This is a genomic window from Streptomyces sp. NPDC057486, assembly GCF_042802415.1.
Classification (GTDB): Bacteria; Actinomycetota; Actinomycetes; order Streptomycetales; family Streptomycetaceae; genus Streptomyces; species Streptomyces yanii.
The window spans coordinates 60459-79097 of the sequence record NZ_JBHVEE010000023.1 but is presented as its reverse complement, the minus strand read 5'-3'; the positions used below and the strand labels follow the sequence as shown (position 1 = coordinate 79097).

The window sequence follows — 18639 nt, the reverse complement described above, 5'->3', positions numbered from 1 at the left end:
GGAAGGACCCCCTCCATGACGACTGTGGCCGGCAAGCCAGCCCTTGGCTCCATAGCCGCGAGACTTGAACGACTGCCGCACTCGCGCTGGCACGTCAAGGTCCGATTCCTGATCGGCGCCGTCACCTTCTTCGAGGCGTTCGACCAGCTGTTGGCCGCCTCCGCACTGCCCGTCCTGATGAAGGAATGGCACCTGACCACCGGGCAGGCCACCTTCGCCGTGACCTCCGCCTCCATCGGCATGCTGCTCGGGGCACTGGCCGCCGGCTGGATGGGTGACCAGATCGGCCGCGTGCGCACTGTCGCCCTCGGCGTCGCCGTCACCGGTCTCGCCAGCCTCGCCGTCGCCGTCTCCGGCAACATCGAGACCTTCTCGCTCTTCCGGTTCGTCCAGGGTCTCGGCATCGGCGGCGTCGTGCCCGTCGCGGCCACCTACATCAACGAGATCGCCCGCTCCGACAAGCGGGGCCGTTTCGTCCTGCTGTACGAGATGATCTTCCCGGCGGGACTCGCGGTGGCCACCCTGGTCGCCGTGTGGGTGGTCCCCAACTTCGGCTGGCGTGCGATGTTTGTCGTCGGCACCCTTCCGGCGCTGATCGCCGCCCTGTTGCCCCGCCACGTCACCGAGTCCCCGCGCTGGCTGCTGTCCCGTGGCCGCACGGAGGAAGCGGAGGAGGCTCTCGCCCGTATCGAGGCGGAGGTCGCCCGGGCCACTTCCGAACCGCTGCCCGCACCCGCCGCGACGCTGCCCGAAGACACCTCCCAGGGCCGGCTGAGCGACCTGTTCCGTGGGCGCTATCTTCGGCGGACGGCCGTGCTGTCGGGTCTGTGGTTCGTCGCGTACTACGTCAACCACGGCATCTCCACCTGGCTGCCGTCGCTGTACACGAAGCAGTTCGGGCTGGATCTGACCACCGCGCTCGTCTATACCCTGCTCAGCAACGTCACCGGCCTGCTCGGCACGTTCGTCGTGGCCCTGCTGATCGACCGCATCGGCCGAAGGCCCGCGCTGATCGGCGCGCTCGTCGGCACCGTGCTCTCGCTGGGCGTCCTCGCACTGGCCGGGGCGACCTCGGGCGGTCAGGTCGCCGTCTTCGCCTCGTGCACGACCTTCTTCCTGTACGCGATCAACGCGGGGCTCTACCTGTACTCGCCCGAGCTGTACCCCACGTTCAACCGGGCCAAGGGTGCCGCGTTCGGCGGTCTGTGGAACCGGTTCGGTGTCATCCTCGGTCCGGTGACCGTCGGCGCGATCATCGGCGCGGGCGGCAGTCTGGCCGTCGTCTTCGCGCAGCTCGCCGTGGTGGCCGCGGTGGGCGCGGTGATCGCGTGGTTCGCCGTCGAGACCAAGGGCAGGACGCTGGAGGAGATCAACGCCTGAGACGCGATCGGCAGTCCCGGTGCGGGCCGGTGTCCCGGAGCAGCGATCACTGCTCCGGGACACGGGCCCCCAGCGTTTGCCCCAGGGTTCCGAGCAGCCCGGAGAGCCGGCGCCGGTCTGCCGTGCCCAGCCCGGCGAGCAACTCCCGCTCCTGGGCCGACCGTACGGCGAGGACCCGGTCGGCGAGTTCGAGACCCTCCGTGGTGAGGCGCAGCCGGACGATCCGGCGGTCGTCCGCGTCGCGCTCCCGCCGGATCAGACCTGCCGCTTCCAGACGGTCCGCGTGCTGGGTGAGACCGCCCGCGCGGACCGTGCCGGCCGCCGCCACCTCGCCCATCGTGCGGCGGTAGGGCTCGCCCGCGTCGCGGAGGGTGGCGAGTACGTCGTAAGCGGGCAGGCTGATGCCGTACTCGCGGACGGTCCTGCCGATCAGCGCCTGATGGCGAACGACGCACTCGCTCAGTGTCGCGCGGGTACGCACGGACCTCGACATCACCGGCCGTCCGGCACAGTTCGGCCGGGGCATCATGACCGAGGTCGGCGACCGTATCGTCCAGCAGTTCGCCACCCACCTCGAAGAGCTGCTGCGGGACGCCGGGCCGACCGCGTCTGCGGACTCCATGACGGGCACGACGAGAACGCTCCAGGGCCGGGTCGCGCCCGAGCCGGAGGCCATCGACCTCGGTGCCGCGGCGCTGCCCGTGCTGCTCAGGAAGGCTGCGGCGCCCACGGCGGCCGTGCTGTGCGTGGTGGTGGTACTCCAGGTGCTGAGGCGGCGTTCCCGCAGGTGAAGCCCTACGGCGCAGGCACCCCCGGTCCCGGCTCTTCCCCTCAGCGGTAAGATTCTCAGGGCCGTGAGAAGTCTGCGGGAGCCGTGCGAGGGGTTGAGGATGGCTGGATCGAGGCCGGGGGACCGGGACGCCGTGGCGAAGGTGATCGAGGACTGGGCGCGCGAACGGCCGGAGCTGGACACCAGCCCGCTGGAGGTTCTCGCGCGGCTCCACCGCTCGTTCCTGCGCTACAGCACCAGGCTCACCACGTCGATCGAGCGGCACGGTCTGTCCGTGGCGGGCTTCGACGTGCTGACCGCCCTGCGGCGGTCGGGGAAGCCGTTCCGGTTGACGGCGGGCCAGCTCGCCGACTCCGGACTGGTGTCGTCGGCAGGGGTCACCCTCCGGATCGACCGTCTGGAGAAGGACGGCCTGATCGTCCGTGAACGGGACGCCGACGACCGCAGGGTCGTCTACTCGCGTCTCACGGACAAGGGCCTCACGACGGTGGACACCGTGTTCGCGGAGCATCTCGACAACGAACGCCGGATGCTCGGAGGGCTGTCGCCGTCCGAACGCCGCCAGCTCGCGCGGCTGCTGCGCAGGCTGGAGGACTCGATCCTCGAATCCGACGAGGAGTCGCCCGGCGCCGCGCAGTAGAGGGCGTGCCCCGAATCGTCGTGGTGCTCCCTCGTACGTCGCCGACGCCGGACCGGTCGCGCCGCAGCCACCGGTGTTCCTGGTTCCGGCACTGACCGCCGCTCGTCCCCCCGGTCTCAGCGAAGACCGGGCGCCGGCACGGCCCCGAGACTGCCGAGCAGTTCGCCGGCTGTCGGCGTGGCCGACATCTCGGCTGCGAGGCGCTCGGCACTCGCCCGGTACGACGGTTCCTCGAGTACCCGTTCGACGGCCGACCGCAGGCGGGCGACACCGTCCGGACCGAACCCGGCCCCCTCCTGTCCCGGTCCGTCCGCCGTGACGGTCAGACCTGCGCCCGCCCCGGTGACCAGCTCCGCGTTCGTCGGCTGGTCGGCGAAGAGGGGCACACAGACCAGCGGGACACCGGCGGCGAGGGCGCCGTAGACCGTGCCCGAACCGCCGTGGCAGAGCACGAGGGAGGCGCTGCCCAGTACGTCGGCCTGGGGGACCCACTTCTCCACATGGACATTGCGGGGGATCGCCCCGAAGTCCGACACCTCGGTGAGGGGACCCGTGGTCAGCAGGACGCGTGCCGGCAGCTCGCTCACGGACGCCAGCACCGTCCGGTACAGGGCGGAGGCGTTCGGCATGCCGCCCACCTCGGTGCCGAGCGTGACGTAGACGAGCGGTTCCTCACCGCTGTGCCACCAGTCCGGCAGAGCGTCCGGGGCGGGTGGTTGGTGGTAGCGCCGGGTCACCGCGTACGGCGAGGGGTCCAGGGACGTGGGGAGCCGGGTCAGATAGGGGGAGGCCCTGAGCCGGTCCGCGATGCCCGCACCGTACGAATCGAGTACCGGGCGGAGCAGTTCATCGGTGGACTCCGCGAACTGCGCGGCAGAAACGGCGACCTGGGCATGCGGGACACCGTGGCGCTCGGCTGCCACCACCGACGCGAGCTCGTACATCTCGTGCAGGACGAGATCCGGCCGCCACTCCCGGCAGAGCTCCTCCAGCGTCGGCAGCATGGCGGTGGTGCACAGCCTGCCGAACACCTCCCTGGTCATCAGGGACACGCCCTCGTCCGCAGGCAGTCCCAACACCCGCGTCATCAGCGGGACGAGCTCGGCCTCCGGCGGCTCCCCGCCGATGCGGTAGGGCTGTTCCCGGGTCGTCAGTAACGGTTCGAGCTTGGGCGGTGCGACGACGAGGACATCGTCCCCACGCGCCGCGCAGGCGTCGATGAACGGGACAAGGGGGTTGAAGTGGCCCGATCCGCTGGTCGAGGCGAAAAGTACGCGCATGGCACGACCCTAGGGATCGGCGCCCCACACCCACAGGACTGCATTGCGCCGACTTCCGGCACTCCGCCGCGCCTTGCTGTCCGACCGACGACGCCAGGAGGCCCACGTACCCATCGACAGGGCCCACGCACAACCCGTCCGGTGGATTCGTGGTGCTGCAAGCAGTCGTACGAGGGAAGGAGAGTGAAATGCCTGAAATCTCCGCACCTGTGATCAAACTCGTACGGCAGACCACCGAGCCTGTCGCGGCGCAGACCCTGCGCTCGACGGCGGCCGCGGTGATCGCGTATGTCGTCGCGGTGTGGACCCTTCCGCAGCCCGCACCGCTGACGGCTCCGCTGACCGCGCTCCTCGTCGTCCAGGTCACCCTGTACGCGACACTCACCACGGGCATCCGGCGCGTCAACTCCGTCGTCGTCGGGGTGCTCATCGCCATCGGCTTCAGCGCCCTGGTGGGGCTGAGCTGGTGGAGCCTGGGTCTGACGATCTTCAGCTCGCTGATCATCGGCCGGATGGTGCGGGTGGACGAGTTCGTGCCGGAAGTCGCCATCAGCGCGATGCTCGTCCTCGGCGTCTCCCAGGTCGCCGCCACCGCGTGGGACCGCGTTCTGGAGACCCTGATCGGTGCGGGCGTCGGCCTGTTGTTCAACCTGCTCGCACCTCCCGTATGGGTGCAGAACGCGGGCGTGTCCATCGACGAACTGGCACGGGAGATGGGACGGATGTTCCGGGCCATGGGCGAGGAGGTCGGCGGCCACATCTCCGTCACGCAGGCGGCGGCGAGACTGCACGACGCCCGCAGACTCGACCACGACATCGTGGCCGTCGACGCCTCGCTGCGGCAGGCCGAGGAGAGCCTCCTGCTCAACCCCCGGATCCGGCAGGGTCTTCTGTACCGCATCGTCCTGCGTACCGGACTCGACACACTGGAGATCTGTGCCGTTGTGCTCCGCGTGCTGGCCCGCACGCTGACGGACCTGGCCAAGGCCCGGACGGAGGAAACCATGTTCCCGCAGGACGTGGCCGCCTCGCTCCGGGAACTCTTCACGCAGATGGCCGACGCCATCGAGAGCTTCTCCACGCTGATCACCACCCCGGTGTCCGCCAATGCCGAGGAGGCGGAGTCGAGACTTGCCGACGCACTGGCCGCCAGCCGCGCCACTCGGGACGTGGTGGCCGACCTCCTGCTCGAGGACGTCCAGGAGCACCCCCGACAGTGGCAACTGCACGGTGCGCTGCTCGCCGAGGTCGACCGCATTCTGGATGAGCTGGACATCGACAAGCGCGCCGAACGCCTCGGCGAGGAACTCGACCGCCACTCCGCCGAACTGCACGAACGCCATCCCCGGCTCGCCGCACTGCGGCGGCGGCTCGGCAGCCCCCGGGCCACGCAGCCGACAGTCCCGGGAGCGTGACGCGAGCCGACAGGAGACCGCGCCCCGCGACGCCCGAATGCCTCGGCCCTGCTGCCGCCCGCACACGCGAACGCCCTCTGCAGGGTGGGCACTTCACACCACCGATCGGCGCCCGGAGTCCGGCACGGCTGTTCGGCGCAGGCGGACCGTGCAACCCGGCCTTACGATGCAGGAGGGGCACCGGAAGCCTCGGAGCGCCGGGGCCGAGACCCGCAGGGTCCGCGGTCCCGCGCCTGATCACGGAGACACGTCACATGGCACCTGACCAGATCCCAGGCATCGATCTCGCCGCGGCTCCCAGCGGGGCGGGATGTGCGGACTGCCTGGCGGGCGAAGGACCGGGATGGTGGCTGCACCTGCGCCGCTGCGCCGCGTGCGGTCACATCGGCTGCTGCGACTCCTCCCCCTCGCAGCACGGTACGAAGCACGCACGCGAGGCAGGACATCCCTTCCTGGCCAGCTTCGAGCCGGGGGAGAACTGGCTCTGGAACATCGAGACCGAGGAATATTACGAGGGATTGGAGCTGCTCCCGCCCACCTCGCACCCGGTCGACCAGCCGACCCCGGGACCCCGGGACAAGGTCCCCTCGGACTGGGAGCAGCAGCTGCACTGAAGCCGCGCTCCTCAGCCACCGGCAGACATATGGGTCCTCAGGCACGGATCGGTCGTCCCGTCGGGACAGGCGAGACGGCCGATGTCCCAGCCGGCGCGCCCCGCTCCGGCCTGATAGGCGCTTTCGTAGAAGGCGAGAACGGCCGCACGGGGATCGCTCTCGGTGCGGGCCGCGTCGTACGGCAGCACCGCCAGATGGCTGCCGCCGCGATCCACCCACTGCGCCGACACCGGAGTGAGCGGTTCCTCCGCCAACCGCGCCGGTTCGGGAGCGGTGTACGAGTAGAACGCGGGAGCGGCGAACTTGTCGTCACCGAACCAGAATCCGAAGCTGATCACTTCTCGGGAGTAGGCCTCCCGCGTCACCGGGTCGACCTGCTGGGGCTGGTCGATCTGACGCTCCGAAAAGCGGGTGTGGGCGATATCGAAGGTGTGCCAGAAATGGTGCACGGGACTGACTTTCCCCGAAAACCGCGCCGCGAATTCCTCCAGTACCAGTGCCACTTGACTGAGAACCTGCCAATACCGGTTGGCGTGTTCGGGATCGTATGCCGCGTGCTGGGTGTCCTCGGCGAACGGCCGCTCGGCGTCGGGCAGATCAAATGGCCTGGGCACGTTGATATCCACCTTGATGCCCAGTGCTTCCAGGGCGGCCATGACCTTCTTGTGGAAGGACGCCACAGACTGGCCCGAAAGTGGGAACGAGACCGTCACACCGTCCAGTCTTGTGATGACGAGGCGATGGTCGACGAAGTCGAAGTCCACCGTGAAAATCGGGTTGCCGTCGATCTGCCCCATGGGGCGGGTGGTGATACCGCGGCCGGTGAGGTGAAACGGAACGTTCCACCAGTGATTGCGCCGGACGCTGGCCGCGAGACGGATCTTTCCGACGACCTGCGCGAAGCGGTGGAGCGTCTCTTTGGTGTCACGCCACTCGGCGAGCGGCATGGGCGGGAACAGCTCCATCGCCATCACTTCTTTCGTGCTGCCGGACGGTCCCGGTGGGCGGGCAGGGCGTTCTTCCGCACCATCATGGCCATGCCGAAGGCGTACGGCACCTCGTGCGGCCGTCGTGGTGTCGTTCGTGTGAACCTGCGCGACCAGGCCGGGGTGGGCGGCCACTCGTGCGCCGCAGTCGGCGCAGATGCGTGACGTGCGACTGGCCCCGGTCGCCTCGTGGGAGGCGACCTTCCCGACGAGTCGGAGGCCCGAGGGCCTGTCCGTCGAAGCCAATATCTGCTAAATGTCGGAATTTTGGCGATTAAGGGAAGTTGCTCGACTGTCCGATGCATGCGAAACCCTCACGGGTCGGGGTCTTACGGGTCGGGCAAATCGCCCTTTTCGGACTGAGTGGTGAGAGTCACCTTTCGGGCGCGCGGACGCAGCGGCGTGCCGCCCGGTTCCCTGCTGCGCCAAGAAAGTTGGCTTCGTGGGCCGGGGTGGATCAGGTGAAATTCCGCGACTCGATCTTGTAAATGAATTGTGATCGAGAAATGGGGGCTTGTTCAGGTCGGAGTTTCTCGCCTACGGTCACCGTCAATCCGGATGGAACGCCGAATCCTGCCGCCGTCCGGTAACCCGACCATTCACGTACGGCAGGAGCGGGGGACCCAGGCAAGCCGCCGATCCGGTATCCGGAACGGCTAGGGGTGAAGTCGTATTCCCATACGGCGAGGCAACTCCAGCCTCAACCCGACAGCTCACCTCGTAGGCGACGGAGAGGAATGCGCCATGCCCGCAATGGGTAACCACCGTCGTCGTAAGTCCGGTTCGCTGACTCGCGGAATCATTGCCGTGAGCACGGGCGGAGCCGCTCTGGCTCTTCCGATGATCGGGGCCACCGTTGCCTCGGCAGCGCCGGCGCAGTCTGTCACCGCCGTCGCCAATGCGGTGGCGCCCGCTGCCGCCCCCGCCAAGCCGACTGCCGTGCGGGCGGCTACGCCCTCCACCTATTCCGTGATAGCCGGTGACACCCTTTACAAGATCGCCCTGAGTCAGTCCGTGAGCGGCGGTTGGCAGCAGCTGTACAAGGACAATCGAGCGGTCATCGGAGCCGACCCCGGCGTGATTCACCCGGGCCAGAAGCTCACCATCGGCGCCAAGGCCGCGCCCGCGGCGGTCGAGTCCACGACGGCCGCGAGCACCGCCGCTGTGGTCACCCCCAAGCCCACGACGTACACGAACGACCTCGACGGCTGGATCAAGGAGTCGCTGGCCGTCATGGCCAAGCACGGCATCCCCGGCAGCTACGACGGGATCCACCGCAACATCATGCGCGAGTCCTCGGGCAACCCCCGGGCCATCAACAACTGGGACTCGAACGCAGCCAAGGGCACGCCGTCCAAGGGTCTCCTGCAGGTCATCGACCCCACCTTCCGGGCCTACCACGTGCCCGGTACGTCGATGGACCCCTACGACCCGGTCGCCAACATCACGGCCGCGTGCAACTACGCCGCTGCCAAGTACGGCTCGATCGACAACGTGTTCGGGGCCTACTGACCCCCGGTTGCGTCGATTCGGGAATGACGGGTGGCGAAGGTCCGACAGGGCTTCGCCACCCGTTCCCGTCGGTCCTGTCCTCCTGCCGCGCGGTCCGGGGCGACGCGTGACGTTGCGTGTCCGGGTCCCTCGATCGGGTGCATATTACCCGCAGGTATGTAGTGACTTGACACGCAAACAGCAGTAGAACCAGTTTCACTCTGAAGAGAGTGAGGCGTGTCACATGAGTGACTCTACCATGCATGATGCAGGCACCGAGGGTGTTTCGCGTCGAAGATTCATCACAGGAACTGGTTCTATTTTAGGAGCCGTGGCCCTCGCGGGTCACACCATCCCGGCCCGGGCCGGGATCCGCTCCGCAGCCGCTCCGATCGACTCCGGAGCCCATGTCCCGGCCCTGGTGATCGGCACCGGATACGGCGGCTCCGTCGCCGCACTGCGTCTCGCCCAGGCAGGCGTCGACGTGCACATGATCGAAATGGGCATGGCCTGGGACACCCCCGGCCCGGACGGCAAGATCTTCGCCAACACGACCTCCCCGGACAGCCGGTCGTACTGGCTCCGCACGAGGACCAAGCAGCCGCTCAGCAACTTCCTCGGCTTCCCCATCGACAGGAACATCACCCGCAACACAGGGATCCTCGACGCCGAGGAGTTCAGCGGGATCACCGTCTACCAGGGCCGCGGTGTCGGTGGCGGCTCGCTGGTCAACGGCGGGATGGCGGTCACCCCCAAGCGCGAGAACTTCGGAGCCGTCCTCCCGTCGGTGGACGCCGACGAGATGTACGGCATCTACTACCCGCGCGCCAATGCCGGGCTCGGCGTCGGCACCATCGATCCGGCCTGGTTCGACACCGCCGCGTGCTACCAGTACGCCCGGGTCGGCCGTAAGCAGGCCGAACGTGCCGGCTTCCCGTTCGTCTTCGTGCCCACCGTGTACGACTGGGACTACATGAGGCAGGAGGAGGCCGGAACCGTCCCCAGGTCGGCGCTGGCCGGCGAGATCCTCTACGGCAACAACTACGGCAAGAAATCGCTGCAGAAGACGTACCTCGACCGGATCAGAGCCACCGGCAGGGTCGCCATCTCGCCGCTGCACAAGGTCACTTCGGTCGCCCCGGCGGCAGGTGGCGGCTACACGGTCGTCATCGACCAGATCGACACCGGCGGTGACACCACGGCCACCAAGACGGTGACCGCCGACCGGGTGTTCTTCGCGGCCGGCAGCGTGGGCACCAGCAAGCTGCTGGTCAAGCTGAAGGCCACCGGTGCGCTCCCCGCCCTGAACAACGAGATCGGCAAAGGGTGGGGCGACAACGGCAACGTCATGTGCGGCCGGGCCAATCACCTGTGGGACCCGACCGGCAGTCTTCAGGCGTCCATTCCCACGGGCGGCATCGACAACTGGGCGGCCGGTGGCGCGTTCGCCGAGGTTGCGCCGCTGCCCACCGGGATCGAGACATACGCCTCGTTCTACCTGTCCATCACCAAGAACCCGAACCGGGCCGAGTTCTCCTGGAACGCCGCGACGGGCACGGTCGACCTGAACTGGCAGACCGCCTGGAAGCAGCCGTCCATCGACGCCGCCAAGACGATCTTCGACAGGATCAACCAGAAGGAGGGGACGATCTACCGGACCGATCTCTTCGGCACCTACAAGATCTGGGGCGACCACCTCACGTACCACCCGCTCGGCGGCGCGGTGCTGAACCGGGCCACCGACAACTACGGCCGCCTGCACGGCTACGTGGGCCTGTACGTCATCGACGGCTCGCTGATCCCCGGCAACACCAGCGTCAACCCGTTCGTCACCATCACCGCGCTCGCCGAACGGAACATCGAGAAGATCATCGCCACCGACCTGTGACGATCAACGGCCGGGCAGCGCGCACACGGTGTCGAGGCCCAGCACATGGTTGAGCCGGCCGAAGGCCAGCCATGATCCGATGCTCATGCTCAGCTCCACGATCTCGAGCTGACTGTAGTGCGCGGTCATCCGGGACCAGAACGCGTCGTCGAGGTTGTGGTGATCCAGGGCGTACCGCTCGGCGTATTCGGCGGCCAACCGGGTTCGGTCGTCGAAAACGTCGGTGGTACGCCACTCGGTCACCGCGTCGGCGAATTCCTCCTCGACCTTCACACCGTCCCGTTCGGTCCGCCAGTCGAGGCAGAAGAGGCACCCGTTGATCTGGGCGATTCGCAACCGCGCGGCTTCGAACTCGCGCAGTCCCAGGGTCGTGTGGGCGTACACCGACAGCGAGAAGTTCGATGCGGCGATCCCGATCCCGGGCACCATCTCGCCCCACACGTACTCGATCGCGTCCTTGCCCTCGGGGATGTCGATGTTCATGGATGTCTCCTTCCGAGCCTGCCGACTGCGGGGCGCAGCGGGACGTCGAGCGCGTCGTAGATTCCTGGTTCCGCGTCCACGAGCCAGTCGATGGCGCTCACGAGCCGGCCGACCGCGGTGGCGTTCCCGCCCGCGGACCTGTTCTCGCCCTCGTCGGTGGCCTCGACCGTGACCTCGATGCGCGGACGGCCCTCGATGATCACTCGATGTGCGCCGTCCCCGTCGGGCGGCGTCGGCCAGTCCGGTGCGCAGGAGGGGTGAATGCGCGTGATGTGCTCGATGACGATGCGGGGTTCGCCGCCGACGATGCCCTGTACTTCGAACCGCACGGCGCCCTGAGTACCGGCCTCGAACGTGCCCATCGTTCTGGTGCTCACCGTGGCGTCGAGCGGGCGTCGGTCCAACGTCTCGCGGATGTCGTCGAGTTCGGCCCCCAGAGCCCTGGCCATCAGCCGTATCTGCCCACCCCACACCATGGTCGGGACGGTCGGTGCGAGCATCAGAGGCTCGTATTCCATCGGCTGGCCCATGCCTACCAGGTACCGGACCGATTCCTCCTGGTCGTAGGTGGAGTAGTCGAAGATCTCCTGACAGCGGATCACATCCACGCAGGTGCCGAGTCCGCTGATCAGCAGCGGGAGTACGTCATTGCCCCAGCCGGGGTCGACACCCGAGACGAACAGCGAGCCACCACCGGCCGCGACGGCGTCCAGCACCGGATCCCGCAGCTCCGACGGGGCGCCCAACTGGTCGTACAGGGCGTACAGCGCGGGGGTGACGACCACGGCCCCGGCCCGGATCGCCCTGGTGATGTCGGCGAGAGCCTCGTCGGGGCGGATGTCGCCGGACGCGGCGTACACGACGGCCCGGGGGCCGGTGGCCAGCACGGCATCGACGTCGTCGCGCGCCACGATCCCCAGCGGACGATCGAGCCCGCCGAGTTCGCCCGCGTCACGTCCCACCTTGTCGGGATTGTGGACGAGCACAGCGGTGAGCTGGAGCGCCGGATGGGCCTCGACAGCGCGGATCGCGGAGCGGCCGATGTTGCCCGTGCCCCAGACGACGGTGGAAATCATGCGCGGAGGGTAGCGAGTGGACCTGTCACTTCCTAGTGCCGCGACGCGACGAGTTTGCCGGGCGGAGCAGGCGAGTTCGCCGGGCGGGGCAGGGGAGTCGGCCCCCCCGTGCGACGCCCCTCGGGCTGCGGCCACCCGCGGCGTCCAGTGCTGCGACCGGAAAGGCTGACGGGGACGCCGTGCGGTCGGGGGCCGTTGGTCTCGTGGACGGTCCCTACGTCGGGGGTGTGTCGCTGAGTACGGTGTCGACGAAGCGGCCGCGCGCCACGGCGTTGACGGCGAACCACTGGCCCAGGCGGTGATCGGCTTCGGGGTGGACGAGCCCGGTGAAGCGGCAGCGCGAAGTGGCCAGGGCGCCGGCCACCGCTTGCGTCACGGCCGGGGGAATGATCGTGTCCGTGAGTGGTGTGGCGAGGACCGCGCGGGTGGACAGGGAGCGGAAGACGTCGAGTGCCGGAGACCGCCGCCAGCTGTCCGGCGTGCGGATGATCTCGGTGAATCCCGCGCCGAAGGGAACGGACCATGCCTCGGGAGCGTAGACCGCCGGCGCGCACAGTCCGATGGAGACGACCCGGGATCCGTAGTGCGCCGCCAGGTCGGCGACGGTCTGCCCGCTCATGCTGAATCCGATCAGCACCAGCGGGCCGCCGTCGGGAACACGGCTGTCGATCACGGCTCGGGCCTGCGCGAACCTGCGCTTCAGACTCAGTTCGCTCAGCCGACCCGAGCTGTCACCGTGCCCGGAGAAGTCGAAGGCCAGAGCGTGGTGTCCGCGAGCGGCGAAGTCCGACAGCAGCCCGGTGAGGCGTGACGTGTCGCTGGTACCGGCGCCGTGCAGGAGTACGGCTGTGGGGCGAGCGGGCACGCTGGGATGCGACATGTGCGGGACTGCTGCCAGGCAACTCAGGGTCTCGCCGTCGCACTTCAGCGTGAAGTGCCGCAGTGTGCCGCACCCCGGGCTCGTGCCGTCCGTTCCCGTCATGCCGCCTCGGCCTCCAGCCGGCTGGGAGCGGTGCGTGGCGAGCGGAGCAAGCCGGCTGCGCACGATGCCACGACGCAGAACCCAAGGGGCAGCAGGAAGGTCAGGTTGAGCGGGAGGAAGTGTGTCAGCGGTCCGATGACGGCGGGACCGGCCAGCATGCCGAGATAGCCCAGACCGGCGACACGCGAGACATTCGTCCCGGCGGCGCCCGGGTCGGCGTGGCCGGCGGCGCTGAAGAGCTGGGGGATGCAGCCGGACAGCCCGGCCCCGAACACGGCCCAGCCGACGAGGGCGAGCGGGATCGAGGTGGAGAACGTGGCTGTCGTCAGCCCGACCGCGGCCAGGGCCGCCCCGTAGCGGAGGATGGCGACGGGCCCGAAGCGCATGGCCACTCGGTCGGTCAGCAGTCGGCCGATGGTCATGGCGGTCGCGAACGCACCGTAGGCGAGAGCGGCGGTGGCGGCGGTGGCGTTCAGGACGTCCCGAAGATGCAGAGTGCTCCAGTCGTTGGCCACTCCTTCGCAGAGCATGAGCATCAGCGCGAGGGCGGCCAGCGCCCAGATGCGGCGGGATGTCCGGTGCGCCGGTTGAGCCGCACCGGCGGAAGTCTTCTCGGCAGGGGAGGGGACGTGTTCGGAAGGCAGGAGCCCGCGGGCGGCGAGTGCGGCGACGGCGAGGCCGAGGACTGCCACCGAGCCGAGGGTCGCCGCCGGGCTCCAGCCCCAGCTGAGTGTGCGCGCGCCCACCAGAGCGGCGAGGACGCCACCGATGGAGAACGTGGCGTGGAAGGCTGACATGACGGGGCGTCGGTAGCCCCGCTCGACCTGGATGGCATGGGCGTTCATGCTGACGTCGAGGCAGCCGTTGCCGAGTCCGAGCAGCGCGAGTGCGGCTCCCAGCGTCCATGTGTCCGTGGCCAGACCTGGAAGGACCACGGCCGCGCTGCACAGAGCCGCACTCAGAGGGACGACGATGCGTGCGCCCCACCGATCGGTGAGCGGGCCCGTGATCCGCATGCCCGCGAAGGCTCCCGCGCCGAGGATGAGCAGCAACCAGCCGAGCACGGCATGACTGATGCCCACGTGGCGCTCGACAGCAGGGATGTGGAGCACCCACATCCCCAGGACGAAACCGTTCAGGGCGAAGTAGGCGGTCGTGACCAGTCGGCCGGTCCGCAGCGATCTCTCCATGTCGACGAACATATCGAACATGTTTGATGTTCGAAAGCTTGCGTTGTGAACACAGATGATGTTCTATCGCAGATGTGGCGAGCGCAGAGCGACTGAGACGGATCACCGAGGCGGTACGCGACGCGGGCAGTGCCGGCGTCGCGGAGCTGGCCGCCCTGACCGGCGCGTCGGAGATGACCATCCGCCGCGACCTGGAGACCCTGGCTGAGCAGGGCATCCTGGAGCGATACCGCGGAGGAGCGAGGAGTCTGCTGCTGCGCGGCGACGAACCCCCCTTCGGGCTGCGGGCGACGGAGGGGTTGGAGGCCAAGCGACGCATCGCCTCCGAGGTTGCCGGGCTGATCGCCGACGGGGAGTCCGTCGTCCTCGACAGCGGCACCACCTGCCTGGAAGTGGCCCGCGCGCTGGAGCACCGCCGCCTGACGGTCATGCCGCTGTCCCTGCACGCGGTGAACGCACTGACCGGAGCGCAGGACCTCACGCTGCTGGTGCCCGGTGGCCGCCCCCGGCCGGGAGAGCTCGCACTCACCGGCCCGCTCGCCGAGGCATCGCTGGCCGCCCTGCGTTTCGACACCGCGGTCATCGGCTGCTGCGGACTGAACGCTGCGAACGGCCTGACCGCGTACGACCTGGACGACGCCGCCGTCAAGCGGGCCGCGATCGCGTCGGCCCGCCGTGTCATCGCGGTCACGGACGGCGCGAAGCTCTCCCGTACCGCCCTTGCTCTTGTCGCGCCCGCCACCGCACTGCACGCCGTCGTCACCGACGAGGGCGCGCCCGAGGCGGAGGTCGACGCACTGACCGCGGCGGGTGTGCACGTGCGACAGGTATGACCAGGGCGTCAGTTGAACAGTACGCGCACGTCACTGCGGTACCGACGGCCCCCGTCGTCCATCTGCGTGCCTACGGGACGCAGCACAACACCTTCCGCCACCGCCTCGATCGAGCGGCCGGCCCCGGTGGCGGGCATCGGTCTCCACGACCCGGAGGCCCGGAGACCCGAAGGCGGGATTCGAGGCCATGCTGTAGCTGCGTCGGAGACCGTACGACTCCTGACCCCGGTGCGGCTGCCGCAGTGACACACGTACGGTTCCGCCCTCGCGACGGCGGAATGATGAAAGAGTTCTCGGTGCAGTGGGACACGCCGATGTCCGCGTGTCCGAATGTCCGTATGCCGACGATGGGACAGATTCCATGCCTCTCAAGGGTGATTACGAACCGAGCCCCGCACAGTGGGTCCGCGATCAGGTCGAGCTGTTCGAGAGCTCGGGCGGCACGGAGGGGACCACGATGCGTGGTCTGCCGGTCATCATCCTGACCACGCTCGGAGCCAAGAGCGGAAAGATTCGCAAGACACCGCTGATGCGGGTCGAGCACGACGGAACGTATGCCGTGGTCGCCTCGCAGGGCGGCGCTCCCAAGCACCCCGTCTGGTACCACAACATCACGGCGGACCCCCGGGTGGAACTCCAGGACGGCCCGGTCCGGCAGGACATGAACGCCCGTGAGGTCACCGGTGAAGAGAAGACAGTGTGGTGGGAGCGCGCGGTCGAGGCGTTCCCCGACTACGCGGACTACCAGCTGAAGACCGACCGGCAGATTCCCGTTTTCGTCCTGGAGCCGGCGGCCAGGAGCCACTGACCACGACCAGGAGGCACTGTCCGGGTATCCGGCACGGGGGACCAAGGGAACAGCCGCCGGTGCTGAGCTGTGACCTTGATCGTTCGGATGCTCCAGTTCCTGCTCGCCGAGGCGGAACCCATCTCTCCCGGGGCTCGACAGGGTGGCGAAACTCTGCTCTCCCGGCGGCGAGCGGGCCGTCCGTGCGTCGGATGCGGGCAGGGGCGGACCTGCGGTGCGGTTCGCTGTGCGTGGCGGCCCCTTCGGTGTCGGCGAAGGGGCCGGTACAGCGAGGCCCCCGACGGTGTGCTGCCCGCGTTCCTGCCAGTCGCTATGAGCCGCGACTCCTGTCCTCGCCTGACATGTGTGCAGCCCGGTCACGGCCCCTCTCGAGTCCGTCCGCGACGGCTTCCTTGCGGAGAACGGTTCGACGCGCAGAACCAACTCGCAGAGATCAGGACGCGACCTGGGCGAGGACACACCGCGCGGACCGGCGCGTTTGTGGACCTCGTGGAGCCAATCCGGACAGGACACAGGACACTCGCGGACGAGCCACAGCTCTGGTTCGCCATGTCGGTACACCGACCTGCACTGATTGCGCACGGTCACCCTCCGGGGTGCGGCGGAGAGAGGGCACTGATTGGCTGCGACGTGTCCCCACCCCCTCTCGTCCCCAGGAGCGATGATGAGCGTTGCAGGCGAGTCCGCCAGTCGTGCGCAGCAGACGCAGGACAAGGTCCGTGAACTGAACGAGCGTGCCGAGCACACGAGCGATCCCATGGAACGCCGTAGGCTGCACGACGAGGTCCGACGCCTACTTGAGCCGATACAGCAGGGCGGACGCGCGGCCGAGAACAGGCCCGGACGTCGTGCCGGCAGTCAGAAGGACGAGTTCCCGCCGCGGTGACGCACCGTTCGCGTCCAGCGGTACCGAATGGCCTCCCCCGACCTCCAGGGGAGGCCATTCGTGCCCGGCGAAGGGACCCGGCCGAACCGTCCCCTCGATTGCGCAGCCGCAGTTCACTGTGGATTGCTACGGACCTTCCGGCAGGTACAGGCCGAGATCGTTGATACCGAGGAAGCGGGCCGACCGCTCAGAACGCCGGGATCAGGACCTCTTCCGGTCGCTGCTGTCCCGTCCGGTCCACCAGGCTCGGGATGAGGCCGACCGAAGCGGCCGGGCCACGTTCGCCGAAGCACTCCGAGACGAGCAACCAGGGAGGCCGTCATGGCCGACACCAACCGCATTCTGATCATCGTCACCAGCGTCGGCGAGTACGAGAAGGCCGGATACCGCACCGGCCTGTGGCTCGGCGAGTTGACCCACTTCTACGATGTGGCCGAGCAGGCCGGCTTCGAGTCCACGATCGCCAGCATCGCCGGAGGACTGGTTCCGCTCGACCCGGAGAGTCTGGCTCACGACGTGCTCGGCGAGCTCGGCACGGGCCGGCGTTACGCCGACCGGGAGTTCATGGACAAGCTGGAGAACACCATGTCCGTGGCCGAGGCCGACGTCGAGGACTACGACGCCATCTACCTCACCGGTGGTCACGGCGTGATGTTCGACTTCCATCAGAGCCAGGAGCTGGAATCCCTGATCGCCCGCTTCTACGACTCCGGCCGCATCGTCTCGGCGGTCTGCCACGGGCCGTGCGGCCTGCTCGATGTCACTCTCGAGAGCGGCGAACCACTGGTGAAGGGCAAGAGGGTCACCGGGTTCTCCTGGCCGGAGGAGGAGCTCGCCCAGCGGGACAAAGTCGTGCCCTACAGCCTGCAGGACGGGCTGAAGAAGCTGGGAGCCGACTACAGCACCGCGGACAAGCCCTTCGATTCCTACGTCGTGGAAGACGGTCGCCTGATCACCGGGCAGAACCCGGGCAGCGCGAAGGCCGTCGCCGACGCCGTCGTCAAGCACCTCAGCTGACGAGCGGGGCCGGGATCCGTCCGGCCGGGCAGATCCGCGGGGTGGGGCAGCTCGCCTCCGCATGCTGCGGAAGGTACTTGTGGCACCGGACGTTGCGGCGCACTTCCGCGAGCCGGCTCAGAGTCCGCTCGACCTGCCTGTGCCGAGACGGGACGACGAAGCCCTTCGCGCCCCGGGTCCGGGAAACGGTCCACGGGATGAGCCGGAGACAGTCGTCAGCCCGGGGCGCGAGCCGACCGGCGTCGGCGGAGTCCGCTTCACGCCGAGGCTGCGGCGACACAGAACTCATTGCCCTCCGGGTCGGCCATCATCACGTGGTGTCCGTCGAACTCCTCCAGGACACTCCCGCCCGCCTTCACCAAACGCTCGGCCTCCGCCTTGATCCGCGCCCATCGCTCGTCGGCACTGCCGTGTCCCGGCACCCGGACGTCCATGTGGAGCCGGTTCTTTGCCGTCTTGGGCTCGGGGACTCTGAGGATGGAGAGGCGGGGGCCGACCCCGTCAGGATCGCAGAGCCACGCGCCGTCGTCCTCGGAATCGTCCTCCGGCAGGTCGAACTGCGCGAGCCACTCTTCGCGTGTCTTGAAGGGAGCAGGTGGGGGCTCATCGACATAGCCCAGCGCCGTCTTCCAGAACGCGGCGAGGAGTTGCGCGTCCGCACAGTCAAGCGTCAGATCAATTCTGGTTGCCATGACAGGACCGTACTGTGCACCTCTGACAGTCAGCGCCTGGCGTGGGCCGCGTGTGACGGGGCGACGGTACGCTTTCGCGACGCGGCTCAGCCGCGTCGGCAGGCGGCGAGCTGTTGCGGGGTACGGCTGGGATTCGTCGCCCGGCCGGCAGGAGTACGGCCGCCGGTACACCCGTGACGATCCACGAA

At 68.6% G+C, this 18639-nt stretch carries 19 protein-coding genes and 1 riboswitch; of the genes, 11 read left to right on the top strand and 8 right to left on the bottom strand.

Features of this window, described 5'->3' with window-relative positions; translation table 11 throughout:
* Window positions 1-15 precede the first annotated feature (15 nt).
* A complete protein-coding gene (locus tag ACFU6I_RS14045; RefSeq protein WP_384365246.1) occupies window positions 16-1380 on the top strand; it encodes an MFS transporter in 1365 nt (454 codons plus the stop codon).
* Between the two features lie 46 nt (window positions 1381-1426).
* On the opposite strand, the gene ACFU6I_RS14040 is transcribed toward ACFU6I_RS14045, so the two are convergent.
* Window positions 1427-1861, bottom strand: a complete 435-nt coding sequence (locus ACFU6I_RS14040; RefSeq protein ID WP_384365243.1) for a MarR family winged helix-turn-helix transcriptional regulator — start codon at window positions 1859-1861, stop codon at window positions 1427-1429.
* 46 nt (window positions 1862-1907) lie between these two features.
* Between ACFU6I_RS14040 and ACFU6I_RS14035 the strand changes: the two genes are divergently transcribed.
* Together ACFU6I_RS14035 and ACFU6I_RS14030 are read left to right on the top strand one after the other, a co-directional pair.
* Entirely contained in the window at window positions 1908-2171 is a 264-nt protein-coding gene (locus ACFU6I_RS14035) for a hypothetical protein (RefSeq protein ID WP_384365240.1), read from the top strand.
* Between the two features lie 99 nt (window positions 2172-2270).
* Entirely contained in the window at window positions 2271-2810 is a 540-nt protein-coding gene (locus ACFU6I_RS14030; RefSeq protein WP_384365237.1) for a MarR family winged helix-turn-helix transcriptional regulator, read from the top strand.
* 116 nt (window positions 2811-2926) lie between these two features.
* On the opposite strand, the gene ACFU6I_RS14025 is transcribed toward ACFU6I_RS14030, so the two are convergent.
* Window positions 2927-4090 carry a glycosyltransferase gene (locus ACFU6I_RS14025; protein WP_384365234.1) on the bottom strand — a complete coding sequence of 388 codons (1164 nt, stop codon included), beginning with the start codon at window positions 4088-4090 and terminating at the stop codon, window positions 2927-2929.
* A 188-nt stretch (window positions 4091-4278) separates the two neighbouring features.
* Here ACFU6I_RS14025 and ACFU6I_RS14020 point away from each other — a divergent pair, with 188 nt between their 5' ends.
* Window positions 4279-5505 (top strand): aromatic acid exporter family protein, encoded by a 1227-nt coding sequence (locus ACFU6I_RS14020; protein WP_384365231.1) that lies wholly within the window; start codon window positions 4279-4281, stop codon window positions 5503-5505.
* A gap of 254 nt (window positions 5506-5759) precedes the next feature.
* Complete coding sequence (locus ACFU6I_RS14015; protein WP_384365228.1) at window positions 5760-6119, top strand: UBP-type zinc finger domain-containing protein; 360 nt, start codon at window positions 5760-5762, stop codon at window positions 6117-6119.
* A gap of 11 nt (window positions 6120-6130) precedes the next feature.
* On the opposite strand, the gene ACFU6I_RS14010 is transcribed toward ACFU6I_RS14015, so the two are convergent.
* Window positions 6131-7084 (bottom strand): DUF5996 family protein, encoded by a 954-nt coding sequence (locus ACFU6I_RS14010; RefSeq protein WP_384365225.1) that lies wholly within the window; start codon window positions 7082-7084, stop codon window positions 6131-6133.
* Window positions 7085-7659: 575 nt separating this feature from the next.
* A riboswitch (cyclic di-AMP (ydaO/yuaA leader) is annotated at window positions 7660-7845 on the top strand.
* 4 nt (window positions 7846-7849) lie between these two features.
* Here ACFU6I_RS14010 and ACFU6I_RS14005 point away from each other — a divergent pair.
* Window positions 7850-8617, top strand: coding sequence for a transglycosylase SLT domain-containing protein (locus ACFU6I_RS14005; protein ID WP_384365222.1), 768 nt, complete (start codon window positions 7850-7852; stop codon window positions 8615-8617).
* A 223-nt stretch (window positions 8618-8840) separates the two neighbouring features.
* Window positions 8841-10484, top strand: coding sequence for a GMC oxidoreductase (locus ACFU6I_RS14000; protein WP_384365219.1), 1644 nt, complete (start codon window positions 8841-8843; stop codon window positions 10482-10484).
* 3 nt (window positions 10485-10487) lie between these two features.
* Here the strand turns inward: ACFU6I_RS14000 and ACFU6I_RS13995 are convergent, their stop codons facing one another.
* The 4 genes from ACFU6I_RS13995 to ACFU6I_RS13980 all read right to left on the bottom strand — a co-directional run bounded on the left by ACFU6I_RS13995 (window position 10488) and on the right by ACFU6I_RS13980 (window position 14215).
* Window positions 10488-10967, bottom strand: coding sequence for a carboxymuconolactone decarboxylase family protein (locus tag ACFU6I_RS13995; RefSeq protein ID WP_384365216.1), 480 nt, complete (start codon window positions 10965-10967; stop codon window positions 10488-10490).
* Entirely contained in the window at window positions 10964-12043 is a 1080-nt protein-coding gene (locus ACFU6I_RS13990; RefSeq protein ID WP_384365213.1) for a dihydrodipicolinate reductase, read from the bottom strand. Before ACFU6I_RS13990 ends, ACFU6I_RS13995 begins: the two co-directional genes overlap by 4 nt.
* 214 nt (window positions 12044-12257) lie before the next feature.
* A complete protein-coding gene (locus ACFU6I_RS13985) occupies window positions 12258-13025 on the bottom strand; it encodes an alpha/beta hydrolase (protein ID WP_384365210.1) in 768 nt (255 codons plus the stop codon).
* Entirely contained in the window at window positions 13022-14215 is a 1194-nt protein-coding gene (locus ACFU6I_RS13980) for an MFS transporter (protein WP_384365207.1), read from the bottom strand. Before ACFU6I_RS13980 ends, ACFU6I_RS13985 begins: the two co-directional genes overlap by 4 nt.
* A 74-nt stretch (window positions 14216-14289) precedes the next feature.
* Between ACFU6I_RS13980 and ACFU6I_RS13975 the strand changes: the two genes are divergently transcribed.
* The 4 genes from ACFU6I_RS13975 (at window position 14290) to ACFU6I_RS13960 (ending at window position 17759) form a co-directional block, all read left to right on the top strand.
* A complete protein-coding gene (locus ACFU6I_RS13975) occupies window positions 14290-15048 on the top strand; it encodes a DeoR/GlpR family DNA-binding transcription regulator (RefSeq protein ID WP_384365204.1) in 759 nt (252 codons plus the stop codon).
* Window positions 15049-15409: 361 nt separating this feature from the next.
* A complete protein-coding gene (locus tag ACFU6I_RS13970) occupies window positions 15410-15856 on the top strand; it encodes a nitroreductase family deazaflavin-dependent oxidoreductase (RefSeq protein ID WP_384365201.1) in 447 nt (148 codons plus the stop codon).
* 661 nt (window positions 15857-16517) lie between these two features.
* Window positions 16518-16742 carry a DUF6381 family protein gene (locus ACFU6I_RS13965; RefSeq protein WP_384365198.1) on the top strand — a complete coding sequence of 75 codons (225 nt, stop codon included), beginning with the start codon at window positions 16518-16520 and terminating at the stop codon, window positions 16740-16742.
* A 321-nt stretch (window positions 16743-17063) separates the two neighbouring features.
* Window positions 17064-17759, top strand: a complete 696-nt coding sequence (locus tag ACFU6I_RS13960; RefSeq protein WP_384365195.1) for a type 1 glutamine amidotransferase domain-containing protein — start codon at window positions 17064-17066, stop codon at window positions 17757-17759.
* Between the two features lie 257 nt (window positions 17760-18016).
* Here ACFU6I_RS13960 and ACFU6I_RS13955 read toward each other — a convergent pair whose 3' ends face one another.
* A complete protein-coding gene (locus tag ACFU6I_RS13955) occupies window positions 18017-18451 on the bottom strand; it encodes a VOC family protein (protein WP_384365192.1) in 435 nt (144 codons plus the stop codon).
* Between the last annotated feature and the right edge of the window lie 188 nt (window positions 18452-18639).

Bases quoted from the DNA above. Each gene is read 5' to 3' on its own strand.
- ACFU6I_RS14045 (WP_384365246.1), top strand. From the start codon at position 16: ATGACGACTGTGGCCGGCAAGCCAGCCCTTGGCTCCATAGCCGCGAGA.
- ACFU6I_RS14035 (WP_384365240.1), top strand. From the start codon at position 1,908: ATGACCGAGGTCGGCGACCGTATCGTCCAGCAGTTCGCCACCCACCTC.
- ACFU6I_RS14030 (WP_384365237.1), top strand. From the start codon at position 2,271: ATGGCTGGATCGAGGCCGGGGGACCGGGACGCCGTGGCGAAGGTGATC.
- ACFU6I_RS14025 (WP_384365234.1), bottom strand. From the start codon at position 4,090: ATGCGCGTACTTTTCGCCTCGACCAGCGGATCGGGCCACTTCAACCCC.
- ACFU6I_RS14020 (WP_384365231.1), top strand. From the start codon at position 4,279: ATGCCTGAAATCTCCGCACCTGTGATCAAACTCGTACGGCAGACCACC.
- ACFU6I_RS14015 (WP_384365228.1), top strand. From the start codon at position 5,760: ATGGCACCTGACCAGATCCCAGGCATCGATCTCGCCGCGGCTCCCAGC.
- ACFU6I_RS14010 (WP_384365225.1), bottom strand. From the start codon at position 7,084: ATGGAGCTGTTCCCGCCCATGCCGCTCGCCGAGTGGCGTGACACCAAA.
- ACFU6I_RS14005 (WP_384365222.1), top strand. From the start codon at position 7,850: ATGCCCGCAATGGGTAACCACCGTCGTCGTAAGTCCGGTTCGCTGACT.
- ACFU6I_RS14000 (WP_384365219.1), top strand. From the start codon at position 8,841: ATGAGTGACTCTACCATGCATGATGCAGGCACCGAGGGTGTTTCGCGT.
- ACFU6I_RS13995 (WP_384365216.1), bottom strand. From the start codon at position 10,967: ATGAACATCGACATCCCCGAGGGCAAGGACGCGATCGAGTACGTGTGG.
- ACFU6I_RS13990 (WP_384365213.1), bottom strand. From the start codon at position 12,043: ATGATTTCCACCGTCGTCTGGGGCACGGGCAACATCGGCCGCTCCGCG.
- ACFU6I_RS13985 (WP_384365210.1), bottom strand. From the start codon at position 13,025: ATGACGGGAACGGACGGCACGAGCCCGGGGTGCGGCACACTGCGGCAC.
- ACFU6I_RS13980 (WP_384365207.1), bottom strand. From the start codon at position 14,215: ATGGAGAGATCGCTGCGGACCGGCCGACTGGTCACGACCGCCTACTTC.
- ACFU6I_RS13970 (WP_384365201.1), top strand. From the start codon at position 15,410: ATGCCTCTCAAGGGTGATTACGAACCGAGCCCCGCACAGTGGGTCCGC.
- ACFU6I_RS13965 (WP_384365198.1), top strand. From the start codon at position 16,518: ATGATGAGCGTTGCAGGCGAGTCCGCCAGTCGTGCGCAGCAGACGCAG.
- ACFU6I_RS13960 (WP_384365195.1), top strand. From the start codon at position 17,064: ATGGCCGACACCAACCGCATTCTGATCATCGTCACCAGCGTCGGCGAG.
- ACFU6I_RS13955 (WP_384365192.1), bottom strand. From the start codon at position 18,451: ATGGCAACCAGAATTGATCTGACGCTTGACTGTGCGGACGCGCAACTC.